The 21,120-nt window shown below is 56.3% G+C and carries 22 protein-coding genes; 5 read left to right on the forward strand and 17 right to left on the reverse strand.

The features are described from left to right. Nucleotides 1–2: 2 nt before the first annotated feature. The 4 genes from gntU to RT120_RS09020 form a co-directional block, all read right to left on the reverse strand. The gene (gene gntU / locus RT120_RS09005; protein WP_312981964.1) at nt 3–1,343 is read right to left on the reverse strand and encodes a gluconate transporter; all 1,341 of its coding nucleotides are present in this window, start codon (nt 1,341–1,343) and stop codon (nt 3–5) included. Continuing rightward, nucleotides 1,340–1,873, reverse strand: a complete 534-nt coding sequence (gene gntK, locus RT120_RS09010) for a gluconokinase (RefSeq protein ID WP_312981965.1) — start codon at nt 1,871–1,873, stop codon at nt 1,340–1,342. Before gntK ends, gntU begins: the two co-directional genes overlap by 4 nt. Nucleotides 1,874–2,018: 145 nt before the next feature. Next, complete coding sequence (gntR, locus tag RT120_RS09015; RefSeq protein WP_312981966.1) at nt 2,019–3,014, reverse strand: gluconate operon transcriptional repressor GntR; 996 nt, start codon at nt 3,012–3,014, stop codon at nt 2,019–2,021. Between the two features lie 144 nt (nt 3,015–3,158). After that, nucleotides 3,159–3,854, reverse strand: coding sequence for a pirin family protein (locus RT120_RS09020; protein WP_312981967.1), 696 nt, complete (start codon nt 3,852–3,854; stop codon nt 3,159–3,161). A gap of 341 nt (nt 3,855–4,195) precedes the next feature. Between RT120_RS09020 and yhhY the strand changes: the two genes are divergently transcribed. Continuing rightward, nucleotides 4,196–4,696: an N-acetyltransferase gene (gene yhhY / locus RT120_RS09025; protein WP_312981968.1), complete on the forward strand. Its 501-nt coding sequence runs from the start codon at nt 4,196–4,198 to the stop codon at nt 4,694–4,696. Here the strand turns inward: yhhY and RT120_RS09030 are convergent. From RT120_RS09030 to ggt, 3 genes are all read right to left on the reverse strand, one after another. Continuing rightward, the gene (locus tag RT120_RS09030; protein ID WP_312981969.1) at nt 4,668–4,985 is read right to left on the reverse strand and encodes a DUF2623 family protein; all 318 of its coding nucleotides are present in this window, start codon (nt 4,983–4,985) and stop codon (nt 4,668–4,670) included. The genes yhhY and RT120_RS09030 overlap by 29 nt on opposite strands. An 81-nt stretch (nt 4,986–5,066) precedes the next feature. After that, nucleotides 5,067–6,710: a methyl-accepting chemotaxis protein gene (locus tag RT120_RS09035; protein WP_312981970.1), complete on the reverse strand. Its 1,644-nt coding sequence runs from the start codon at nt 6,708–6,710 to the stop codon at nt 5,067–5,069. Between the two features lie 195 nt (nt 6,711–6,905). Then, nucleotides 6,906–8,645, reverse strand: a complete 1,740-nt coding sequence (gene ggt, locus RT120_RS09040; RefSeq protein WP_312981972.1) for a gamma-glutamyltransferase — start codon at nt 8,643–8,645, stop codon at nt 6,906–6,908. Between the two features lie 122 nt (nt 8,646–8,767). On the opposite strand from ggt, the gene RT120_RS09045 reads away from it, so the two are divergent. Next, complete coding sequence (locus tag RT120_RS09045) at nt 8,768–9,244, forward strand: DUF2756 family protein (RefSeq protein ID WP_312981975.1); 477 nt, start codon at nt 8,768–8,770, stop codon at nt 9,242–9,244. On the opposite strand, the gene ugpQ is transcribed toward RT120_RS09045, so the two are convergent. Genes ugpQ through ugpB form a run of 5 tightly spaced genes read right to left on the reverse strand, consistent with a single transcriptional unit; the run spans nt 9,241 to nt 14,150 of the window. After that, a complete protein-coding gene (ugpQ, locus tag RT120_RS09050; RefSeq protein ID WP_312981976.1) occupies nt 9,241–9,981 on the reverse strand; it encodes a glycerophosphodiester phosphodiesterase in 741 nt (246 codons plus the stop codon). The genes RT120_RS09045 and ugpQ overlap by 4 nt on opposite strands. Continuing rightward, entirely contained in the window at nt 9,978–11,045 is a 1,068-nt protein-coding gene (locus RT120_RS09055; protein WP_312981977.1) for a sn-glycerol-3-phosphate import ATP-binding protein UgpC, read from the reverse strand. Before RT120_RS09055 ends, ugpQ begins: the two co-directional genes overlap by 4 nt. Before the next feature lies 1 nt (nt 11,046). Then, nucleotides 11,047–11,892 carry a sn-glycerol-3-phosphate ABC transporter permease UgpE gene (ugpE, locus tag RT120_RS09060; protein ID WP_312981979.1) on the reverse strand — a complete coding sequence of 282 codons (846 nt, stop codon included), beginning with the start codon at nt 11,890–11,892 and terminating at the stop codon, nt 11,047–11,049. Continuing rightward, a complete protein-coding gene (gene ugpA / locus RT120_RS09065) occupies nt 11,889–12,776 on the reverse strand; it encodes a sn-glycerol-3-phosphate ABC transporter permease UgpA (RefSeq protein ID WP_312981981.1) in 888 nt (295 codons plus the stop codon). The genes ugpE and ugpA overlap by 4 nt, the downstream gene beginning before the upstream one ends. A gap of 60 nt (nt 12,777–12,836) precedes the next feature. Beyond that, nucleotides 12,837–14,150 carry a sn-glycerol-3-phosphate ABC transporter substrate-binding protein UgpB gene (ugpB, locus tag RT120_RS09070; RefSeq protein ID WP_312981982.1) on the reverse strand — a complete coding sequence of 438 codons (1,314 nt, stop codon included), beginning with the start codon at nt 14,148–14,150 and terminating at the stop codon, nt 12,837–12,839. Nucleotides 14,151–14,419: 269 nt separating this feature from the next. Here ugpB and RT120_RS09075 point away from each other — a divergent pair, with 269 nt between their 5' ends. After that, nucleotides 14,420–14,719, forward strand: a complete 300-nt coding sequence (locus tag RT120_RS09075; RefSeq protein WP_312981983.1) for a DUF1778 domain-containing protein — start codon at nt 14,420–14,422, stop codon at nt 14,717–14,719. Next, nucleotides 14,710–15,195 (forward strand): GNAT family N-acetyltransferase, encoded by a 486-nt coding sequence (locus RT120_RS09080; RefSeq protein ID WP_312981984.1) that lies wholly within the window; start codon nt 14,710–14,712, stop codon nt 15,193–15,195. The genes RT120_RS09075 and RT120_RS09080 overlap by 10 nt, the downstream gene beginning before the upstream one ends. 57 nt (nt 15,196–15,252) lie before the next feature. On the opposite strand, the gene livF is transcribed toward RT120_RS09080, so the two are convergent. Genes livF through livK form a run of 5 tightly spaced genes read right to left on the reverse strand, consistent with a single transcriptional unit; the run spans nt 15,253 to nt 20,090 of the window. Beyond that, nucleotides 15,253–15,966 carry a high-affinity branched-chain amino acid ABC transporter ATP-binding protein LivF gene (gene livF, locus RT120_RS09085; RefSeq protein ID WP_125292606.1) on the reverse strand — a complete coding sequence of 238 codons (714 nt, stop codon included), beginning with the start codon at nt 15,964–15,966 and terminating at the stop codon, nt 15,253–15,255. A 1-nt stretch (nt 15,967) separates the two neighbouring features. Then, nucleotides 15,968–16,735, reverse strand: coding sequence for a high-affinity branched-chain amino acid ABC transporter ATP-binding protein LivG (livG, locus tag RT120_RS09090; RefSeq protein ID WP_312981985.1), 768 nt, complete (start codon nt 16,733–16,735; stop codon nt 15,968–15,970). Continuing rightward, nucleotides 16,732–18,009 (reverse strand): high-affinity branched-chain amino acid ABC transporter permease LivM, encoded by a 1,278-nt coding sequence (locus tag RT120_RS09095; RefSeq protein ID WP_312981987.1) that lies wholly within the window; start codon nt 18,007–18,009, stop codon nt 16,732–16,734. The genes livG and RT120_RS09095 overlap by 4 nt, the downstream gene beginning before the upstream one ends. Further along, on the reverse strand, nt 18,006–18,932 hold the full coding sequence (livH, locus tag RT120_RS09100; RefSeq protein ID WP_125292609.1) for a high-affinity branched-chain amino acid ABC transporter permease LivH: 927 nt from the start codon (nt 18,930–18,932) through the stop codon (nt 18,006–18,008). The genes RT120_RS09095 and livH overlap by 4 nt, the downstream gene beginning before the upstream one ends. Nucleotides 18,933–18,980: 48 nt before the next feature. After that, entirely contained in the window at nt 18,981–20,090 is a 1,110-nt protein-coding gene (livK, locus tag RT120_RS09105) for a high-affinity branched-chain amino acid ABC transporter substrate-binding protein LivK (protein ID WP_312981988.1), read from the reverse strand. Nucleotides 20,091–20,508: 418 nt separating this feature from the next. Between livK and panM the strand changes: the two genes are divergently transcribed. After that, nucleotides 20,509–20,892, forward strand: a complete 384-nt coding sequence (panM, locus tag RT120_RS09110) for an aspartate 1-decarboxylase autocleavage activator PanM (protein WP_125292611.1) — start codon at nt 20,509–20,511, stop codon at nt 20,890–20,892. Nucleotides 20,893–21,120 lie beyond the last annotated feature (228 nt).

A 21,120-nucleotide genomic window follows, 5' to 3' on the forward strand; every position in this document is an offset into this window, starting at 1 on the left:
GCTTAACTTACTATCGCAAACGCGATCATTCCGACAATCGCGCCAACCGTTCCGAGGATGGTCTCCATCAGCGTCCAGGTTTTAAGAGTTTGCCCTTCAGTCGCGCCGGTAAACTTACCGAACAGCCAGAACCCGGCGTCATTAACGTGGCTCACCACAATTGACCCGCCCGCGATGCAAATCGACAGCGCTGCAAGCTGTGCGCCGGAGTAATGCAACTGCTCGATCACCGGCATCACCAGCCCAACCGCCGTCAGGCAGGCGACCGTGGCGGAACCCTGGATAATACGCACCGCCGCCGCCAGCACAAAGCAGGTAATGGCAATCGGCAAGCCCATACCGGTTAACGCTTCGCCCAGCGCCGGGCCCACGCCGGAATCCACCAGCACCTGTTTAAATACGCCGCCTGCGCCAATCACCAGCAGGATAATCCCGGCAGGTTGCAGCGCATGACCGCAAATTTCCATCACCCGCTCGCGCGGCATTCCGCGACGCATCGCCAGGCCGTACATCGCCACCAGGCAGGCAATCAGGATGGCGGTAAACGGATGGCCGATAAACTGTAGCCATTCATAAAGCTGCGAGCCCTGTTCAGTAAAGCGCGCGGCGATGGTTTTCAGGCCCACCAGCACCAGCGGCAGCAGGATCAACGACAGGCTAAAGCCGAAAGACGGAAGTTTGCCCTCACCTAAATGCGGCTCGCTGATGTCATCCGGGATATGCAGTTCTACATGCTTGCTGATGACGTTGCCGAACAGCGGCCCGGCGATCAGCATACTGGGTATCGCGGCGCACAGGCCAATCAGGATCATCCAGCCAAAATCGGCGTGCATCTGGGAGGCCAGCAACATCGGCGCAGGCCCTGGCAGCAAAAAGGCCGCCGCCGCCGCTACGCCGGCAAACAGGGGGATCACCAGCTTCACCAGGTTAGTGCCGGTGTGGCGCGCCATAGAAAACGCCACGCTTATCAGCAGGACAATCGCCACTTCAAAGAACAGCGGCAGCGCGCAGATCAGGCCCGCGAGACCAATGGCGTAGTGCGCTTTGCTGTGCCCGAAGGATTTGAGCATCTTGACGGCAATCTGGTCGACTGCGCCGGTTTCATGAAGGATCTTGCCAAACATGGCGCCCAGCGCCACCACGACCGCCAGAAAACCCAGCGTGCCGCCCATCCCTTTTTCCATGGTTGCCGCAATCTTATCGAGCGGCATACCAGAGAAAAGTCCTGCACCAATAGACACCACCATCAACGCAACGAAGGCGTGCATACGGGCCTTCATCACTAAAAACAGCAGTAACAGCACGGAGCCGACTGCTGTTAACACCAATGTTAAAGTATTCACGCCGCCTTGCCTTCTCCAATTGCAGCGATGGTGCTTTCCACCACGCCTTCCAGCGGCTGATCGATATCAATAACGATGACGTCGGTCTCGTCGGCTTTCGGTTCTTCCAGGGTCTGGAATTGCGTTACCAGCATCTGCGGTTTGAAAAAATGCCCTTTACGCGCTTTCAGACGCCCTTCGATCACCTCAGATTCCCCTTTCAGATAGATAAAAGAGAGGTTCGGGTTACCGTCGCGTAGCTGGTCGCGGTAGTCTTTTTTCAGGGATGAGCAGACGATCAGCGACACTTTATTGGTACGCTGCATGGCAAAGGCCGCGTCGTTCAAGGCTTTCAGCCACGGTTTGCGATCGTCATCGTTCAGCGGCTCGCCGGACGCCATTTTCATAATGTTACTGCGCGGATGCAGAAAATCGCCATCCAGAAAAGCCGCTTTCAGGCGGTGCGCCACTTCGCTGGCTACGGCGGATTTACCGCTGCCGGATACGCCCATTAAGACGTAGATGTGGTGATCATGATTAGTCGTGCTCATCGCGTTGCTCCACTGGCACAAAACGTTAGAAGGGAAATGTTACGGGTAACAGTTATCGGTAACATTGTCATGCGGCACTGTGGGCGACGCAATCACCGCGCGTCGCCAGAGTTAATAAGTGTGAGCTAGTTCAAATTTGGCGAGGTTAAATCGAGCCGCCTGGCGATAAAGTGAAACCTAAATCTAACAACTTCGGCGTCACAATTTCGCCACGGATACGCGCTAACAGGCGTTCCGCGCCAATTCGCCCCATACGTTCACGCGGCGTCAGCACGCTCGCCAGCCGGGGTTCCATCACCTGCCCGATATCGTGACCGTGGAAACCGGCGATGGCCATATCTTCAGGAATACGCAGGCCCAGCCGCTGGCACTCGAATGCCGCGCCGATAGCTAAATCGTCATTGGTGCAGAAGATACTGTCAAGTTGAGGGAATTCGCGCCGCGCCTGGCGCAGCAGTTCAATACCCGTGGAATAAGAAGAGGATTGTTCGACCATCACGCTATACGGCGTCAGGCCCGCATCGCGCATCGCCTGTTCGTAGCCGCGCTGCTTTTGAATGGTACGTTCATCAAGACGCGCGCCCAGATAGGCCACATGCGTGTGACCACGCGCAATGATTTCCGCCGTCATCTGGCGCGCCGCTTCAAAATTATTGAAGCCGACGGCGATGTCCAGGCAAGGTGAAACGCTGTCCATCAGCTCGACCACCGGAATGCCCGCCACCTCGATCATTTTCAGGGTACGCGGCGTGTGGGTGCGTTCGGTGAGGATCAGCCCGTCGATATTCCAGGAGAGCATCGACTCAAGGCGCTCCTCTTCCAGCTCGGGCTTATAGCCATAGTGCGCCAGCATGGTCTGGTAGCCATGGGCATCAATCACGCTTTCGATACCGCGCAGCACTTCTGCAAACACCTGGTTAGTGAGCGACGGTAGCAGTACGCCGATGGCGCGGCTGGTGGCGTTGGAAAGAATATCGGGTGCACGGTTGGGAATGTAGCCCAGCTCATCCAGCGCGGTGGCGATTTTACCGCGCAGCGCCTCGGATACCTGCTCGGGATTACGCAAGAAACGGCTGACGGTCATTTTCGTCACGCCTACGCGATCAGCCACATCCTGTAGTACCGGTCTTTTCTTTTTCATCGTCTCGAAGGCGCAAAATAGATCTGTTAAGCGAGTTTATCACGGACGACGCCCGGGCTTCCTCTGTAACAGTGGAAGCCCGGGAAAAAGCACAGTTTTTTGAACACAGCGCACTGCCTGGGCGGTCCGCTGTTAAGACAGAGTTCAAACCGGCGGCAGATCGAACAGCAGGATTTCGCTATCGCTGTCGGCATGAATCGACAGCGCCTGCTCGTCGCGGATCGCCAGGCCATCGCTGGTGGTGGCGTTGGTGCCGTTAATAGTGACGTTGCCTTTTACGACCTGGATCCAGACATTGCGGTCGGCGGCAATCGGGTACACGCCTTGCTCATCTTTTAACAGCGCCCAGCGCGACAGTTCCATATCCTGGTTCACTTTCAGCGAACCGTCACGGGCATCCGGTGACAGCACCAACTGGCGGCCCTGTACGGCGTCGAAACGACGCTGCTCGTAGCGCGGCTCAATGCCATTTTTTTCCGGGATGATCCAGATTTGATACAAGTGCAGCCGCTCGGTTTCGCTGGGGTTGTACTCGGAGTGACGCACCCCGGTTCCGGCGCTCATAATCTGGAACTCGCCCGCAGGCACCTGCTCTTTATTGCCCATGCTGTCCTGATGCTCAACCGCGCCTTCCAGTACATAGGTCAGGATTTCCATGTCTTTGTGCGGGTGAGTACCGAAGCCCTGACCGGCGTCGATCACATCATCGTTAATCACGCGCAAGGCGGAAAAGCCCATAAAATTTGGATCGTAATAGTTGGCAAAAGAGAAGGTATGCCATGAGTCTAACCAGCCGTGATTGGCATGACCGCGTTCGGCTGCTTTGCGTAAGTAAATCATTGTGTACCCCCAGTTCGTTTGCGATGGAAGTAGTGTGGACCGGAAGCGCTGTTGATGATAGAGGGCGAAAATTGACGCCTCTGTTCAAAAAATGTGAATGAGTTTACGAGACCAGATTCAGGACAAAAAAAAGCCAGCTCGAGGCTGGCTAAGAAATACTGGAAGCAATGTGAGCAATGTCGTGCTTTCAGGTTTACACCGTAGGGTCTCCCTGAACGCATGACAATAATAATCATTATCATTCGCATGTGTCCAGCTTTTTTTTGAAAAAAAACAGATTGACCAAAATTAAAAAGTCAATGATGTTTAAGGGGTTTTGTAACGTATTGAGGGTAAAAGGGATGAGTGAGATTGTGATACGGCACGCCGAACCATCAGATGTGGAGGCGGTACATCGCCTGTTCACCCAACCGGAGGTGTATTACAACACGCTACAGGTTCCCCATCCTTCCCTGACAATGTGGCAGGAGCGCATGAATTTTAAAACGCCCGGCCATTACCACCTGGTTGCCATTGTGGATCACCAGATCGCTGGGCATCTGGTTATTGCTGCCGAAACGCGTCCGCGCCGCAGCCACGTCGCCAGTTTCGGTATCTGTGTCGATTCCGCGCGCAATAACCAGGGCATCGCCACCGCCCTGCTGCGCGAGATGATTGCTATGTGTGACAACTGGCTGCGTATTGAGCGCATCGAACTCACGGTGTTTGTCGATAACGCCCCGGCCATCGCGGTGTACCAAAAGCTCGGCTTTGAAATCGAAGGCACCGGCAAGCAGTACGGTTTGCGCGATGGCGAGTACGTTGACGCTTATTTTATGGCTCGCCTGCGCCCACCGCGTTAACGGTTTGCCCGCCCAGCCGATAGCCCGCCATAAAAAAGCGCCGTGACGAACCCGCCTGGGTTTCGGTAAAGAAGTCGATTACCGCGTCTTTATCCAGCGCGTAGCGGCGGGTCAACAAGCCCGCCTCCCACGCGCTGAGCAGCTTGTCACCGGTGTTTTCATAGATACGATGCGTATAGCCCAGTACGAAGCCGCGTTTGTAATCCACGCAAAAACGGGCTGCATGCTGCGCGCTGGCGGCCTGCCTTGCGGCAAGACCGGCCATTAACCCTTTACCAAAATGATTCATCGCCTTACCCTCTTCGATATATAATTAAATATATAACGAAGAGGTGCGCCGCTCTATCCCTTTTTCGGGTTATTCTGCGAATTAAAAGGTCACCCACTCTTCTTGCGCCGTTGCTTTGCGTGGTGCCGGTCTGGAGGACGGTTTATCCTCTGGCGCGGTGAGCGTTCGCTCCACCAAACGGAAGTGCTCAACCGACTGCTGCAACTCCGCCGTTTGCCGCTCCAGGCTGGCGGCGGCGGCGGAAACCTGCTCAACCAGCGCCGCGTTATGCTGCGTCACGCTATCCATCTGAGTGATCGCCACGCCCACCTGGGCAATGCCTTTACTCTGCTCGTCGGTCGCCGAGGCGATCTGCTGCATAATCGCTGTCACCTGCGCCACGGCATCAACGATTTCCGCCATCGTGATGCCCGCCTGGTTGACCAAATCCGCGCCCTTTTCCACCCGGTTAACGGAATCGGTAATCAGCGTTTCGATCTCTTTCGCCGCCTGCCCGCTGCGGCTGGCCAGGTTGCGTACTTCGCTGGCTACCACAGCAAAACCACGCCCCTGTTCGCCTGCACGTGCCGCTTCAACGGCGGCGTTGAGCGCCAGAATGTTGGTCTGGAAGGCGATGCTATTAATCACCGTGGTGATATCGGCGATTTTCTTCGAACTGCCTGAAATGCCGTTCATGGTGGCGACTACATCACCGACCAGTTTCCCGCCCTTGCTGGCGGTTGCCGACGCTTTCTGCGCCAGCTGGCTGGCTTCGTGGGCGTTATCGGCGTTGTGCTGAACGGTGGCGGTCAGTTGCTCCATGCTGGCGGCGGTTTCCACAAGCGCCGATGCCTGCTCTTCGGTTCGGGTTGAGAGATCCTGGTTACCGGCGGAGATATCCCGTGCGCCGTGCCAGATATGCTCGCTGCCCTGGCGGATTGCGTTGACCGCATCGCGCAGGCTGTCCTGCATCGCGGTCAGCAACGGCACCAGTTTACCGACGCAGTTGCGGCTGGCTTTAAGCGGCACCGGCTGGCTGAGATCGCCGTTGGCGATAAGCTGGAAGTGATCGCGCACCCGATTCAGCGGGCGCACCAGCATCGTCACCAGATAGCGGTCGGCGAGGATCAGCATTAGCACGCCCAGCGCTACGCTGGCGATAATGATGATGCGGGTGAGCGAGGTCTGGTTATCCACCGTCACGCGGGTGTCATCCAGCATCCGGCCCGCACTGGCGTTGAATTCCTCAGCGCTGGCACCGAACGCGCGGCTCAGCGCAGGGGTAATGTTATTCGCATGGGCACGAAACGCGTCGATATCGCCCTGCTGGGCCAGTTGGAACTGGCGGGTAACGCCCTCATCAAGCAGCTTTTGCCAGTTGGTGATGACGTTATCCGACGTGGCTTTATCCATCGGGCCCGATGACAGTGCTTTAAACTGCGCCAGTTCCTGCGCCATGTTCTCCAGCGCTTTCTGCACCGGTTTCATTACCGTCGGATCGGGCAGCGCGCCCGGTTTTGTTCCTTCCATCACGCGCGCAAGCCGGGTAACGAAACGGAAATATTGATCGTTGCCTTTACTGAGCACCGTCATCTGGCGCACCAGGTGCCGATCCACATCATTTCCCTGGCTCATGTGGTTCAGCGAGTACACGCTAAACAGCCCGGCACCGCTCCACAACAAGCACAGCAGCCCCAGGATGGCGACCATGACGGAACGGATGGTGAAATGTTGAAGTAAACCCATAACTATTTCCTTTGTATACAAGGTGGATTTTCCACCAGATACAGCAGTTATCGGCAGGATGGACAAAAGGTATACAAGCGAGGCGGGTAAATTCACGTTTAAATCATAAAAAAGGGGTAAGTCTTATACCCATTAATTATAAGGAGAAGTGATAACCGGGCAGAATTTAACCGCCCGGTCTGGGGCGTATAGAGATTAATATCCCGCCGTCAAATCATCTACCGAGCGTGGATCGGAAGCGCCATACAATGCGCCATCTGGCCCGACGACGATGCTTTGCGTGCTGCCCATCGCTTCTTTCACCGCCACGTTCTGGCCTTTGGCTTTCAGCAGCTTCAGGGTATCCGGGCTAAAGCCTTTCTCGACCCACAGCTCATCCGGTAGCCATTGATGATGGAAACGCGGCGCGTTAGTAGCTTCGGCGATGTTCATCCCAAAATCGACGCTGTTAACCACCATCTGCAACACAGTAGTGATAATACGGCTGCCGCCGGGGCTACCCGTGACCAGCCAGGTTTTCCCGTCTTTCACCACGATGGTAGGCGACATTGACGACAGCGGGCGCTTATTCGGCCCCACCGCGTTTGCTTCGCCGCCGACCAGGCCGTAGACGTTTGGTACGCCCGGCTTCGCCGAGAAGTCGTCCATTTCGTTATTCAGTAGAATACCGGTGTCCCCGGCGACAATCCCGCTGCCGAAAGTGGTGTTCAGGGTATAGGTCACCGCCACCGCGTTACCGTCTTTATCCACCACCGAGAAATGGGTGGTTTGGTTACTTTCATAAGGCGCGAGGTTGCCGGGTTTGATCTCTTTCGACGGGCGCGCCTTCGCCAGATCGATCTGGTCTGCCAGGGTTTTGGCGTAGGCTTTATCCGTCAATGCCTGCCAGGGCACCTTCACAAAATCCGGGTCGCCCAGGTATTCCGAACGGTCGGCATAGGCGAATTTCTCCGCTTCGGCCATGATTTGCATTGTGTCGGCACTGCCAAAGCCATATTTCTTCAGGTCGAAGTTTTCCAGGATATTGAGGATCTGCACGATGTGGATCCCGCCAGAGGACGGCGGCGGCATGGAAAATACCTGGTATCCACGGTAGTCACCGCTGATTGGCGTCCGCTCTACCGCTTTGTAGTTGGCTAAATCTTCCTTGCTAATCAACCCGCCGTTCTTTGCCATCTCGTCGGCAATGTGTTCGGCAATCGTGCCTTTATAAAACGCATCTGGCCCGATTTCGGCAATCATCTCCAGCGATTTGGCGAGATTGCTTTGCACCAGCTTGTCACCTTTTTGTAGCGGGTTGCCATCGGTTTTCCAGAAGATGGCTTTACTGCCGGGATGATTAGGCAGCGTTTCGCTGCCGTAGGTTTTGAGATCGTCCGCCAGCGCGTCGTTGACCACAAACCCATCACGCGCCAGCAGGATCGCTGGCTGCACCACCTGGTTTAACGGCAAGGTGCCGAATTTTTGCAGCGCCAGCGCAAAGCCCGCCACGGTCCCCGGCGTACCGGTAGCGAGATGGGAAGTCAGGGATTTTTTACTGTCGACGTTACCGGCAGCATCGAGGAACATATCTTTGGTGGCTTTTTGCGGGGCCATTTCACGGAAATCAATGGCGGTGGTGTTGCCGTCTTTGGTGCGCAGCATCATAAACCCGCCGCCGCCGAGATTACCGGCCTGCGGATGCGTCACCGCCAGAGCGAATCCCACCGCGACGGCAGCATCCACCGCGTTGCCGCCTTTTTTCAGGATATCAACACCCACTTTTGTGGCGGTAGCGTCCACGGAGGCGACCATCCCCTGCTGCGCGCGAACGGGATGGAACACATCTTCTTCCACGCCATAGGAAACGGGAGCGGCTGTAGGGGGCGGCGTGGCAAACGCCGACAGACACAGACCCATGAGTAATGCAGGCAGGGCTTTCCACATCATCTTCATTGTTGTTCTCCGGGTTTAACGGGGCTCGTCCCCCGCTTAAGCCTGGTTCACAACTCTTAAAAAAGCATCGTCACGCCGGAAAGCGAGTAAACTTAAAAGATCCTTCACGAGGAGGAATGATGATGAAAAAACTGTTAATTCTGGCGGCGCTCTTGTCGCCCTGTAGCTTTGCACAGCCGATTAATGTGTTGAATAACCCGAATCAGCCGGGGTTCGTCAATCCAAGCGAGCAGCGGATGCAAAACCAGATGCAGAGCCAGCAAATCCAGCAGAAAGGGATGCTGAACCAGCAATTGCAAACCCAGAACCGGGTTCAGCAGCAGCATCTGGAATCGCAGATCAACACCAATAATCAGCGCATCAGAGAGTCCGCGCCGGGCGAGCTGAACCCGCAAACCCAGCAGATCCTGCCCAATACCGGCGGCAGTATGCTGAACAATGGCTCATCCAGCCAGGACCGGATGCTGAATAATCAGCAGCATATGTTGCCCAGCCAAACCAACGGCGACATGCTGCGGCCTAATAACGGCACCCTGAGTAATCAGGGGGTGACCACCATGCCGCAGCCCAATATCCCGCTGAAAACTATCGGTCCTTAAGCTGTAAAATGCGGGCCGATCTCGTCGATGCGATCGGTGCAAATGCTATCCACTCCCCAGCGCAGCAGCGTGGCGGCGCGCTGGGGATTGTTAACGGTGTAAACCAGGATTTTTAGCCCCGCCGCCTTCAGCGCCGCAACCCGCGCTTCGTCCAGCAGTTTGTGATTCAGGTGAATCGACACACAACCGAGGCGTGACGTTAACTCACGCCAGTCGCTGTGCCATTCATCCAGCAATAATCCGCGCGGCAGTTCCGGCGCAGCCTGTTGAGCGGCTTCCAGCGCCGCCACGGAAAACGACGACAGCAGCGGCGGCGTCATACCCTGCCATAACTCACGCGCCGCCAGCGCCACCACTTTCCCGGTTTGCGCGTCAACGCCGGTGGTGGGTTTGATTTCTATGTTCGCCATCATACCGTGCTCGCGACAGCGCGCGGCGACGTCCTTCAGCTGCGGCAGCGCTTCGCCTTTGAATTCGCCGCTGTACCAGCTACCGGCATCGACTTTCAGCAGGTCGTCCCAGTCGAGATTGCCGGCGATACCCCAGCCGTTGCTGGTACGCTCAAGCGTGTCGTCATGCAGCAGAAAGATCTGCCCGTCTCTGGAAAGCTTGGCGTCAAACTCAATCATGGTATGCCCATAACGCGCCCCCACATCGATAGCCGCCAGGGTATTTTCGGGAGCAAGCTTGCCGCCGCCCCGGTGGGCGACAATCGCAGGGTAAGGCCAGTTATTCATAGACGTTGTCCTGTATCACCATCGAAAAAGTGCAGATGCTCCGGCGGCAGATGCAGCCAGAGCGTCGAGCCCGCCGCAGGCCGGTGCTGATGCGCAAGACGCACAATCACTTTTTGCTCGCCAAAACGCCCGTGGGCCAGGTTATCCGCGCCCAGCATCTCCAGGGTTTGCACCATGAGCGGCACGCCGCCTGCGGCCTGTGAGCTTAACGCAATATGCTCGGGGCGGATACCCAGGGTCACCACGCGCCCGGCCAGCCCCAGATGACGCGCGCCCAGCGGCAGGCTGAGTGTATCGGCGTCAAAATGGGTGCCCTGGGCATTGACGCGCCCCTCCAGCAAGTTCATTGCCGGAGAGCCAATAAAGCTCGCCACAAAGCGCGACGCGGGGCGTTCATAGACCTCAACCGGCGTACCGATTTGCTCGGCGATGCCCTTATTCATCACCATCACACGCTGGGCCAGCGTCATGGCTTCAACCTGATCGTGGGTAACGTAAAGACTGGTGGTTTTCAGGCGGCGATGCAGTTGCTGTAACTCAAGGCGCATCTGCACCCGCAGCTTGGCGTCAAGATTGGAAAGCGGTTCGTCGAACAGGAACACTGCCGGATCGCGCACGATAGCACGGCCCATCGCCACGCGCTGGCGCTGCCCGCCGGACAGCTCGCGGGGGCGGCGTTTCAGTAAGCCATCCAGCTCCAGAATACGCGCCGCTTCATTGACCCGCGCCTCGATATGGCTCTTGCCCATGCCGCGAATTTTCAGGCCCCACGCCATATTCTCTTCGACGTTCATATGCGGATACAGCGCGTAGTTCTGGAATACCATGGCGATGCCGCGCGCTTTTGGCTCCAGTTCGGTGACCCGCTGGTTATCAATCCAGATATCGCCGCTGGTCACGCGCTCCAGCCCGGCCACCATGCGCAGCAGCGTGGATTTTCCGCAGCCCGACGGGCCGACCATCACGATAAACTCGCCGTCCGCCACGTCCACGGTCAACGGCTTAATCACCTGGGTTTTGCCATCCCAGCTTTTGGATACTGCCTGTAGCTTTAATCCAGCCATGTTATTTCTCACTGTCCACTAAGCCGCGCACAAACGCGCGCTGCATCACTAATACAATCACCACCGGCGGGATCAGCGTCAGCAGCATCGCCGCCATCACCTGGTTCCACTGGGTGCTGCCCTCGCCGGTTGAAATCATCCCTTTAATACCCGCGACGGCGGTGCCCAGATTGACGTCGCTGACGATCAGCAGCGGCCACAGATACTGGTTCCAGCCATAGATGAAGGTGATGACGAACAGCGCCGCCAGGTTGGTACGGGAGAGCGGCAGCACGATGTCGCGGAAAAAGCGCATCGGCGATGCGCCGTCAATGCGCGCCGCCTCAATCAGTTCATCTGGCAGGGTCATAAAGAACTGGCGGAACAGGAAGGTGGCGGTTGCGGATGCCATCAGCGGCAGGGTCAGCCCAGTATAACTGTCGAGCAGCTTCAGGTTGGCGATCACGTCCACCGTCGGGAAAATACGCACTTCCACCGGCAGCATCAGGGTGATGAAAATCATCCAGAAGCAGAGATTGCGCAGCGGGAAGCGGAACCAGACGATGGCGAACGCCGACAGGATCGATACCGCGATTTTGCCGACCGTGATGGTCAACGCCATCACCAGGCTGTTAAACAGCATCAGGCCGAACGGCGCGCTGTTGGCCCCCACGCCGTGTTGCCAGATATGGCTGAGGTTTTCCCACAGATGACCGCCGGGGATCAGCGTCATTGGGGTCTCGAATACCGCTTTGTTGTCCAGCGTGGCGGCCACAAATGCCACGTACATTGGAAACAGGATCACGGTGATACCGAGGATCAACATGCAATGGCTGAAGATATCCAGCCCGCGACGGTGTTCTATCATTGGTATCGCACCCTTTTTTCAACGTAGCGGAACTGCACCACCGTCAGCACAATCACCAGCGCCATCAGCACCACCGACTGCGCCGCCGATGCCGACAGATCCAGCCCGGCAAAACCTTCGCGGTAGATTTTGTAGATAAGCGTGGTGGTCGCCTGCACCGGCCCACCGGCGGTAGCGGCGTCGATCACCGGGAAGGTGTCGAAAAAGGCGTAAACCAGATTCACCACCAGCAGGAAGAAGCTCACCGGGGCAATCAGCGGCAACGACAGTTTAAAGAACCGGCGCACCGGCCCGGCGCCGTCAATGGCCGCCGCTTCGACCAGCGAACGGGGGATCGACTGCAACGCGGCAAAGAAAAACAGGAAGTTATAGCTGATCTGCTTCCACACCGAGGCGAAGACCACCAGGAACATCGCCTGGCCACTATGCTGAGCGTGATTCCACTGATAGCCCATCAGCTCCAGCCAGTGGGTAATCAACCCGCGTCCGGGGTTAAACAGGAAGATCCACAGCACGGCGGCAATCGCGGGGGCGACGGCGTAGGGCAGCAGCATCAGGGTCTGATACAGGCGGCTGGCGCGCACCACGTAATCCACCAGCGCGGCAAAAAACAGCGAGCTGACCAGACCGAAAAACGTCACCATGGCGCTGAATTTCATGGTGGTCCAGAACGAGTCCAGGTAGTAGCTGTCGTTCAGCAACTGGCGGAAGTTATCCAGACCGACAAACTCACTGGATAAACCAAACGGATCGACGCTTTGCACCGAGTACCAGAGCGCTTCCCCGGCGGGCCAGATAAAAAACACCACCGTGATAGCAAGTTGGGGCAATAACAGCAGATACGGCAACCAGCCTGACTGGAATACCGGGCGTGATGAGGACATAGCGTTACTCAATAAAAACCCCTCACCCGGCGCGCGTCCAGCGTGAGGGGCGAATTTTTATCAGGATTTTGTGGATTGTTCGAAGCGGCGCAACAGCTGGTTGCCACGCTCAACGGCGGCGTCCAGCGCCTGCTGAGGCGTTTTCTTGCCGGTCCAGACGCTTTCCAGTTCTTCATCCACCACGGTGCGGATTTGCGGCATATTGCCCAGACGCAGCCCTTTGGTGTAGTCCAACGGCGGCTTGTTCAGCATCTGACGGGTAGCGATATCCGCGCCAGGGTTTTTATCGTAGAAGCCCTGCTCGCGGGTCAGGTCATAGGCCGCTTTGGTGATCGGCAGATAACCGGTTTTCTGGTGCCATTCGGCGGCGTTTTCCGGCTTCGCCAGGAAGTCGAGGAACTCCGCGACGCCTTTATAGGTTTCTTTGTCTTTGCCCTGCATAACCCACAGGCTGGCCCCGCCGATAATGGCGTTTTGCGGCGCGCCTTTGGCGTCGGCGTCGTACGGCATCATCCCCACGCCATAGTTGAATTTGGCGTAGTGGCGGATGTCCGCCAGCGAGCCGGAAGAGGCAGTAGTCATCGCGCAGTCGCCGTTATAAAACTTCTCGGTGGATTCATCCTTACGGCCGAAGTAGGTGAAATCCCCTTTCTTGTTCAGCGCTTGCAGCATGGCGATATGCTTCACCTGCTCCGGCTTGTTGAATTCCAGCACCGCGTGAGTGCCGTTAAAGCCGTTATTCTCGGTGGCGACCGGCAGGCCGTGCCAGGCGCTGAAGTTTTCAATCTGGATCCAGCCCTGCCAGCCGCTGGCGTAACCGCACTTCATCCCGGCGGCTTTCAGCTTCGCGGTATAGTCCGCCAGATCCTGCCAGGTTTTCGGCGGCTGCTCCGGGTCTAAACCGGCTTTTTTGAAGGCGTCTTTGTTGTAGTACAGCACCGGGGTGGAGCTGTTAAACGGCTGCGACAGCAGGTGGCCGCTCTTCGCGTCGGTGTAATAACCGGAAACCGTCGGCACAAACTGGGATTCGTCAAACGTGATGCCCGCATCGCTGAACACTTCATACACCGGCTTGATGGCTTTCGACGCCATCATGGTCGCGGTGCCGACTTCATACACCTGCAAAATCGCCGGGGCATTACCGGTGCGGAACGCCGCGATCCCGGCCGCCAGGCTCTGCTCGTAGTTGCCTTTATAAACCGGGGTAATCTGGTAATCCGGGTGGGTCTGGTTGAAACGTTGCGCTAAGGATTCCACTTCTTTACCCAGTTCGCCTTCCATGGAATGCCAGAACGGAATAGGGGTAGCAGCGAAAGACTGACTGGCCAACGCCATCCCAATCGCCAGAGCTGAAGCTGTACGTAACGATGTCATGCGGTTATCTCTCTTGTTGTGCCGGATGCGCGAAACCACGCGTTTTATGCTCGCGAGCTAACATGACACGCGCGAATGACAGAAAAATAACTTTTTGATTACAAAACGGTGACAGCAAGATGCCGGGGAGATGTCGGCAGGATGGCAGGGGGATGATGGAAAGATGACGGAAGCCGCCAGGTGTTTTTAACAGTTATTTTTCTCGTATAGCATTCCGCTACACTTTGGTTATAATTCACCCACCAGGCTGTACATTAACAGGAGGAAATATGCCTTCAACCCGCATCCCCGCTGGTGCTAAAAAATTACCGCGGGAAAACCAGATCAATCTTCGCGCCAGCGATGAAGAGCGTGCCGTTATCGACTATGCCGCAACGCTGGTAAATAAATCGCGCACCGATTTTATTCTGGAGCTGGCCTATAACGAGGCCCAGAACATCATTCTCGACCAGCGCGTTTTTATGCTGGACGATGAGCGTTATGCCGCTTTTATTCAACAGCTTGAAGCGCCGCTAGAAAATATCGAAGGACGCAACCGCTTAAAGGATGTTAAGCCAGAATGGGAATAAAGGTTACGCAACCGGTACTACTGACGCAGGAGCATGACATAACCGAGTTTGAATGCGGCAATACCACGCTGGATACCTGGCTGGTGCGCCGCGCTTTTAAAAACCAGACGTTGAACGCATCCCGAACTTTTGTCACCTGCCAGACGGGAACTAACATTGTTGTGGGATATTATTGCCTGGCCTCTGGCTCTGTCGATCATACGCACGCAACACGAGGCTTACGTCAGAATATGCCAGACCCTATTCCTGTTATTTTGTTGGGTCGTCTGGCTGTCGATGTCGCGTATCAAAGCCACAAAGTGGGACAGAGGCTGTTAAAAGATGCGACCGATCGGGTAGAAAAGATTGCCGAGCATATTGGTATTAAAGCCATCATGGTTCACGCCATTGACGAAAAGGCGCTGCATTTTTACGAACATTACGGCTTCGTGCAGTCGGTGATTTCACCGAATACGTTGTTGTACCGGCTTAATTAGCCGCGTTTACCAAAAGAAAAGGAGCATTGCGGCTCCTTTTCTCTGCTCAGAGAACGTTTATCCACCCAAATAGGCGCTCCGCACGGCTTCGTTCGCCAGCAGCGCGTCACCGGTATCGGATAGCACCACGTGGCCGTTTTCCAGCACATAGCCGCGATCGGCGAGTTTCAGCGCCTGGTTGGCGTTCTGCTCCACCAGGAAGATGGTCATCCCCTCTTCGCGCAGCTGTTCGATGGTATCGAAAATCTGCTGGATGATGATCGGCGCGAGGCCCAGCGACGGTTCGTCCAGCAGCAGCAGACGCGGCTGGCTCATCAGGGCGCGGCCAATCGCCAGCATCTGCTGTTCACCGCCGGACATGGTGCCCGCGCGCTGAATACGCCGTTCGTGCAAGCGCGGAAACAGCTGATATACCCGCTCGATGCGCTCGTGATACTGCTGGCGATCGGCAAAGAAGCCGCCCATCGCCAGGTTCTCTTCCACCGTCATCCGGGAAAACACGCGGCGCCCTTCCGGCACAATCGCCACTGCTTCACGCATGATTTTCGCGGTATGCCAGTCGGTAATATCTTTACCGTCAAACACAATGCGCCCGCTGGTAGCGCGCGGATCGCCGCACAGGGTACCGAGCAGCGTGGTTTTACCCGCGCCGTTGGCCCCGATCAGGGTGACGATTTCACCCTGCTTAATCTGCAAACTGACATCGTGCAGCGCCTGGATTTTGCCGTAATGGGCGCTGACTTTGTCAAAAGACAACATGACTTTTTCCATCTTATGCCTCGCCCAGGTATGCGCGGATAACATCAGGGTTATTACGGATCTGCTCCGGCGTGCCGTTGGCCAGCGGCGTCCCCTGGTTTACCACGTAAATGCGATCGGAAATCCCCATCACCAGCTTCATATCATGCTCAATCAGCAGAATGGAGGTGTTGTGGTGATCGCGCAACTCGACGATCAATTCATCCAGCTCTTTGGTTTCTTTGGGGTTCAGGCCCGCCGCCGGTTCATCCAGCATCAGGATTTCCGGCTGGGTCACCATGCAACGCACGATCTCCAGACGGCGCTGATCGCCATAGGCGAGGTTGCTGGCCTGGCGGTTGGCGTGCGCCAGCAGCCCGATACGGTCGAGCCAGGTCGCCGCGCGGTCCAGCGCTTCGCTGTGGGTACGGCGAAACGCCGGGGTTTTCAGCAGGCCGGAAAACAGACCGGTTTTTAACTGCTGATGTTGCGCCACCAGCAGGTTTTCAATCACCGTCATTTCACGGAACAGGCGTACGTGCTGGAAAGTACGCACCACGCCCATGCGCGCGATTTGTTGGCCTGGCAGCCCTTCCAGATGCTTGTCGCGCAGTTTGATGGTGCCGCCGGTCGGTTTATAAAAGCCGGTCAGGCAGTTGAACACCGTGGTTTTACCCGCGCCGTTCGGCCCGATTAACGACACGATCTCATGCTCGCGCAGTTCCAGAGAGACATTGTTGACCGCCAGCAGACCGCCAAAACGCATCATCAGGCCTTCAACGCTTAAAAGTGGCTGACTCATGCTTTCTCTCCTTCAACGTGCCCATTCTTCAATTTCAACTGCGGACGCGTCATCGGTAGCAGCCCCTGCGGACGCCAGATCATCATCAGCACCATCAGGCCGCCCAGCATTAACATGCTGTATTCGTTGAAATCACGCATCAGCTCACGCGACACCACCAGCAGGATAGCCGCCAGAATCACTGCGAACTGCGAGCCCATCCCGCCCAGTACCACAATCGCCAGTACAAACGCCGACTCGGCGAAGGTGAAGGATTCCGGGCTGACAAAGCCCTGGCGCGCGGCGAACAGCGTCCCGGCGAAACCGGCAAACGCGGCGCTGATAGTAAATGCGGTCAGCTTGATGCGCGTCGGGTTCAGGCCCAGAGAACGGCAGGCAATCTCATCTTCGCGCAGCGCTTCCCAGGCGCGGCCCAGCGGCATACGCAGCAGGCGGTTAATCACAAACAGAGTGATTACCACCAGCAGCAGCGCCACCAGATAAAGGAAAATAATGCGGTCGCTGGGGTCGTACTTCATGCCGAAGAAATTGCTGAAGGTATCCCAGCCCCCTTCACGCGGCGCGCGGCTAAACTCCAGGCCGAACAGCGTCGGTTTGGGGATCTGGCTGATGCCGTTCGGGCCACCGGTCACTTCGGTATTGTTGAGCAGCAGAATACGGACAATCTCACCAAAGCCTAAGGTGACAATCGCCAGATAGTCGCCGCGCAAGCGCAGCACCGGGAAGCCCAGCAGGAAGCCTGCCGCCGCAGCCACCAGGCCTGCCAGCGGTAAACAGGTCCAGAAACCGAGGCCGTAATAGTGGTTCAGCAGCGCGAAGGTATAGGCGCCGATGGCGTAGAAACCGCCGTAGCCCAGTACCAGCAGGCCGGAAAGCCCCACCACCACGTTCAGGCCCAGGCCGAGGATCACATAAATCATGGTCAGGGTGGCGATGTCTACCGTACCGCGCGACACCATAAACGGCCATGCCACCGCCAGTACCAGCAGCCCCACCAAGAACAGCTTCTGCTTCGGCGTGGAACCATCAATGGCTGGCAGAATAAACTTCGGCCCGGAGACTTTTTTAAAGCTTTTCTGGAAGAAAGGACGCAGCAGCTGGAATAAGAACACCACTGCCGTGCCTACCGCAATCCACTCCCAGCGGATCGCAGAGGCGGTATCCACCACCAGTTTGGTGCCGGACAGGCTTAACTGAACGCCCATCATCACGCCTGCCAGTACGAAAAACATCACGGCAGAGAGCAGCGCCATGGCAAAATGCATCGGTTTCATACTTTTTCTACCTCCGGACGGCCCAGAATACCGGTAGGCATGACCAGCAGGACGCCAATCAACAGGGCGAAAGAGACCACATCTTTGTACTCGGTACTCAGGTAGGCAGAAGTCAGCGCTTCGGTCAGGCCGAGGATCAGGCCGCCGATCATCGCGCCCGGAATGCTGCCGATGCCGCCCAGCACCGCGGCGGTAAAGGCTTTCATCCCCGCCATAAAGCCGATGTACGGGTTAATCACGCCGTAGAACTGGCCCAGCAGCACCCCGGCGACTGCCGCCATCGCCGCGCCGATCACGAAGGTCAGCGAGATGACGCGATCGGTATTAATACCGAGCAGGCTGGCCATTTTCAGGTCTTCCGCGCAGGCGCGGCAGGCGCGGCCCATGCGGGAGTAACGGATGAAAAGGGTCAGCGCCAGCATCGCTAGGAAGGTGACGATCCAGATAACCAACTGCATGGTAGTGATGGTGGCAGTGAAGTTTTCGCTGCTGCCCACCAGCCACTGACCGTTAAACAGGCTCGGCAGCGCCACATCGCGCGAGCCCTGGGTCAGGCTGACGTAGTTTTGCAGGAAAATGGACATCCCGATGGCGGAAATCAGCGCGATCAGGCGCTTGGAGCTACGCACCGGCCGATAGGCGACACGCTCGATACTCCAGCCGTAGGCGCTGGCGATCACAATCGCCCCGATAAAGGCCGCGCCCACCAGCAGCCAGCTGGCGTCAATACCCATCATCATCAGCGCCGCGACGATCATAAAGGAGACGTAACTGCCTATCATGTACACCTCGCCGTGGGCGAAGTTAATCATACCGATAATGCCGTACACCATGGTGTAGCCGATGGCGATCAGCGCATAGGTACTCCCCAGCGTGACGCCATTAAACATTTGCTGCAAAAAATAGAGGAACTGCTCGGACATAACGTAACCTTTTTTCACTCGTTCAGGTCAGCGATCCACGGTGCGCATTTATTTCGCCACGCTGGACGACCCGTCGGCATGCCACTGGAATACACCAAATTCAAATCCCTTCAGATCGCCTTTTTCATCCCAGTTCAGCGGCCCAATCACGGTATCAGCCCCGTGTTGTTTCAAGTCCTTAATCAAATCAGCGGGTTCTTTTGAACCGCTTCTGTCCATCGCAGTTGCCAGTGACTGTACGGCGGCATAGGTGATCCACACATACGGGCCGCTGGCATCTTTTTTGTCGGCTTTGAGGGCGTCTACGATAGCCTTGTTGGAGGCTTCCTGGTCATAGCGTTTCGGCATCGTCACTAACATGCCTTCGCCCGCATCGCCCGCAATATTGGAAAGTGACGCATTACCCACGCCTTCCGGGCCCATAAACTGGGTTTTTAGGCCAGTGGCGCGTGACTGGCGCAGCATCTGGCCCATTTCCGGGTAGTAGCCGCCGTAGTAAACGAAATCGATATTTTCTTTTTGCAGGCGCGCCAGCAGTGCGGAGAAATCTTTCTCGCCCGCGGTAATGCCGTCAAAGAACACCACATTCGCGCCGCCTTTTTTCAGGCCGTCCTGAACGGAGCGCGCCAGGCCTTCGCCGTATTGCTGTTTGTCATGGATGATGGCGATACGCTGCGGCTTAACGGTTTCCAGAATGTATTTGGCTGCCGTTGGGCCCTGTGCCGAATCCAGCCCGGCGGTACGCATGATCATCTGATAGCCACGCTGGGTCAGTTCCGGGTTGGTGGCACCTGGGGTGATCATCAGGATGCCTTCGTCTTCGTAGATATCGGACGCAGGCTGTGTAGAAGAGGAGCACAGGTGGCCGATAACGTATTTAATGCCGTCGTTAACGATTTTGTTAGCCACCGCAACGGCCTGTTTCGGGTCACATGCGTCGTCATACTCCACGCCCACCAGGGTATCGCCTTTGATGCCGCCTTTGGCGTTAATGTCTTTAATCGCCTGGCGCGCGCCGTTGAATTCCATATCACCCCACTGGGCAACCGGACCGGACATCGCACCCACGACCGCGACCTTAATCTCTTGTGCTGCTGCCGTGTGAGTCAGTGCCAGCGCGACCATCCCTGCGAGTAGTGTTTTCGCGTTGTATTTCATTCCGTGCATCCCCATTCGTGCCAGTTGTAAATTTCTGGTTTTATTATGGTTAAAAAATGTTCTGCTGTTTTTGTAAACAACACTATTTTTACCTGTCTCTTTAATGAGTTAGCGCTAAATTTCGCTATTCAACAGGCTAAAACGTCTATATATCATGACATTAAGCAAAGATAATATTCTGGATTCAGCCAGAGTTAAACAAAAAAAAGCAGATATTCCAGCATAAAATATTGGTGCATTAAGCCGAATAAATCACTACCTGTCAGAGTAAAAACCTGGTTAAATTTCATTCCCGGAATATTCGTACTGCTTTTGATACGTGATAAAAACTATTCAACTGCTGAATCAGTTAAAAAAGAGCAGGCGTTATGGTCAATAATTTGGATACACTCCGACAAACTGCCTTCGGGATGCCACTATGAAACTCACTATTATTCGTTTGCAGACATTGACGCCGCAGGACCATATCGACCTGGGCAAAATTTGGCCAGAATACTCCAGCGCATCGTTGAAGATTGATGAAGGCCACCGCATTTACGCCGCGCGTTTTAACGAACGGCTGCTGGGCGCAGTCCGGGTGACGCTGACCGGCGATCAGGGCGCGATGGATTCATTGCGGGTACGGGAAGTGACGCGTCGACGCGGCGTCGGGCACTATCTGATTGAAGAAGTGATCCGCGATAACCCCGCAATCAACCACTGGTGGATTTCCGACGTCGGCGTCGAAGACCGCAACGTGATGAATGCGTTTATGCAGGCGCTGGGGTTTTCAATCGAGGAAGGGGGTTGGGAGAAGCGCTAAAAAACCCCCGGTCGCTGGCTATCAGTTGCCGGGGTTTTCGAACGCAGCCAACGCCGCTACGGCGTGAAAGGCAATTCACTCTTTGCCCGAGCATTTCACGTTGTAGCAAGGCGACAAGTGAGAAAATCCCCGGGAGCTTACATCAGTAAGTGACCGGGGTTTTCGAACGCAGTCAACGCCGCTACGGCGTGAAAGGCAATTCACTCTTTGCCCGAGCATTTCACGTTG

The organism is Atlantibacter sp., assembly GCF_032062175.1.
GTDB lineage: Bacteria > Pseudomonadota > Gammaproteobacteria > Enterobacterales > Enterobacteriaceae > Atlantibacter.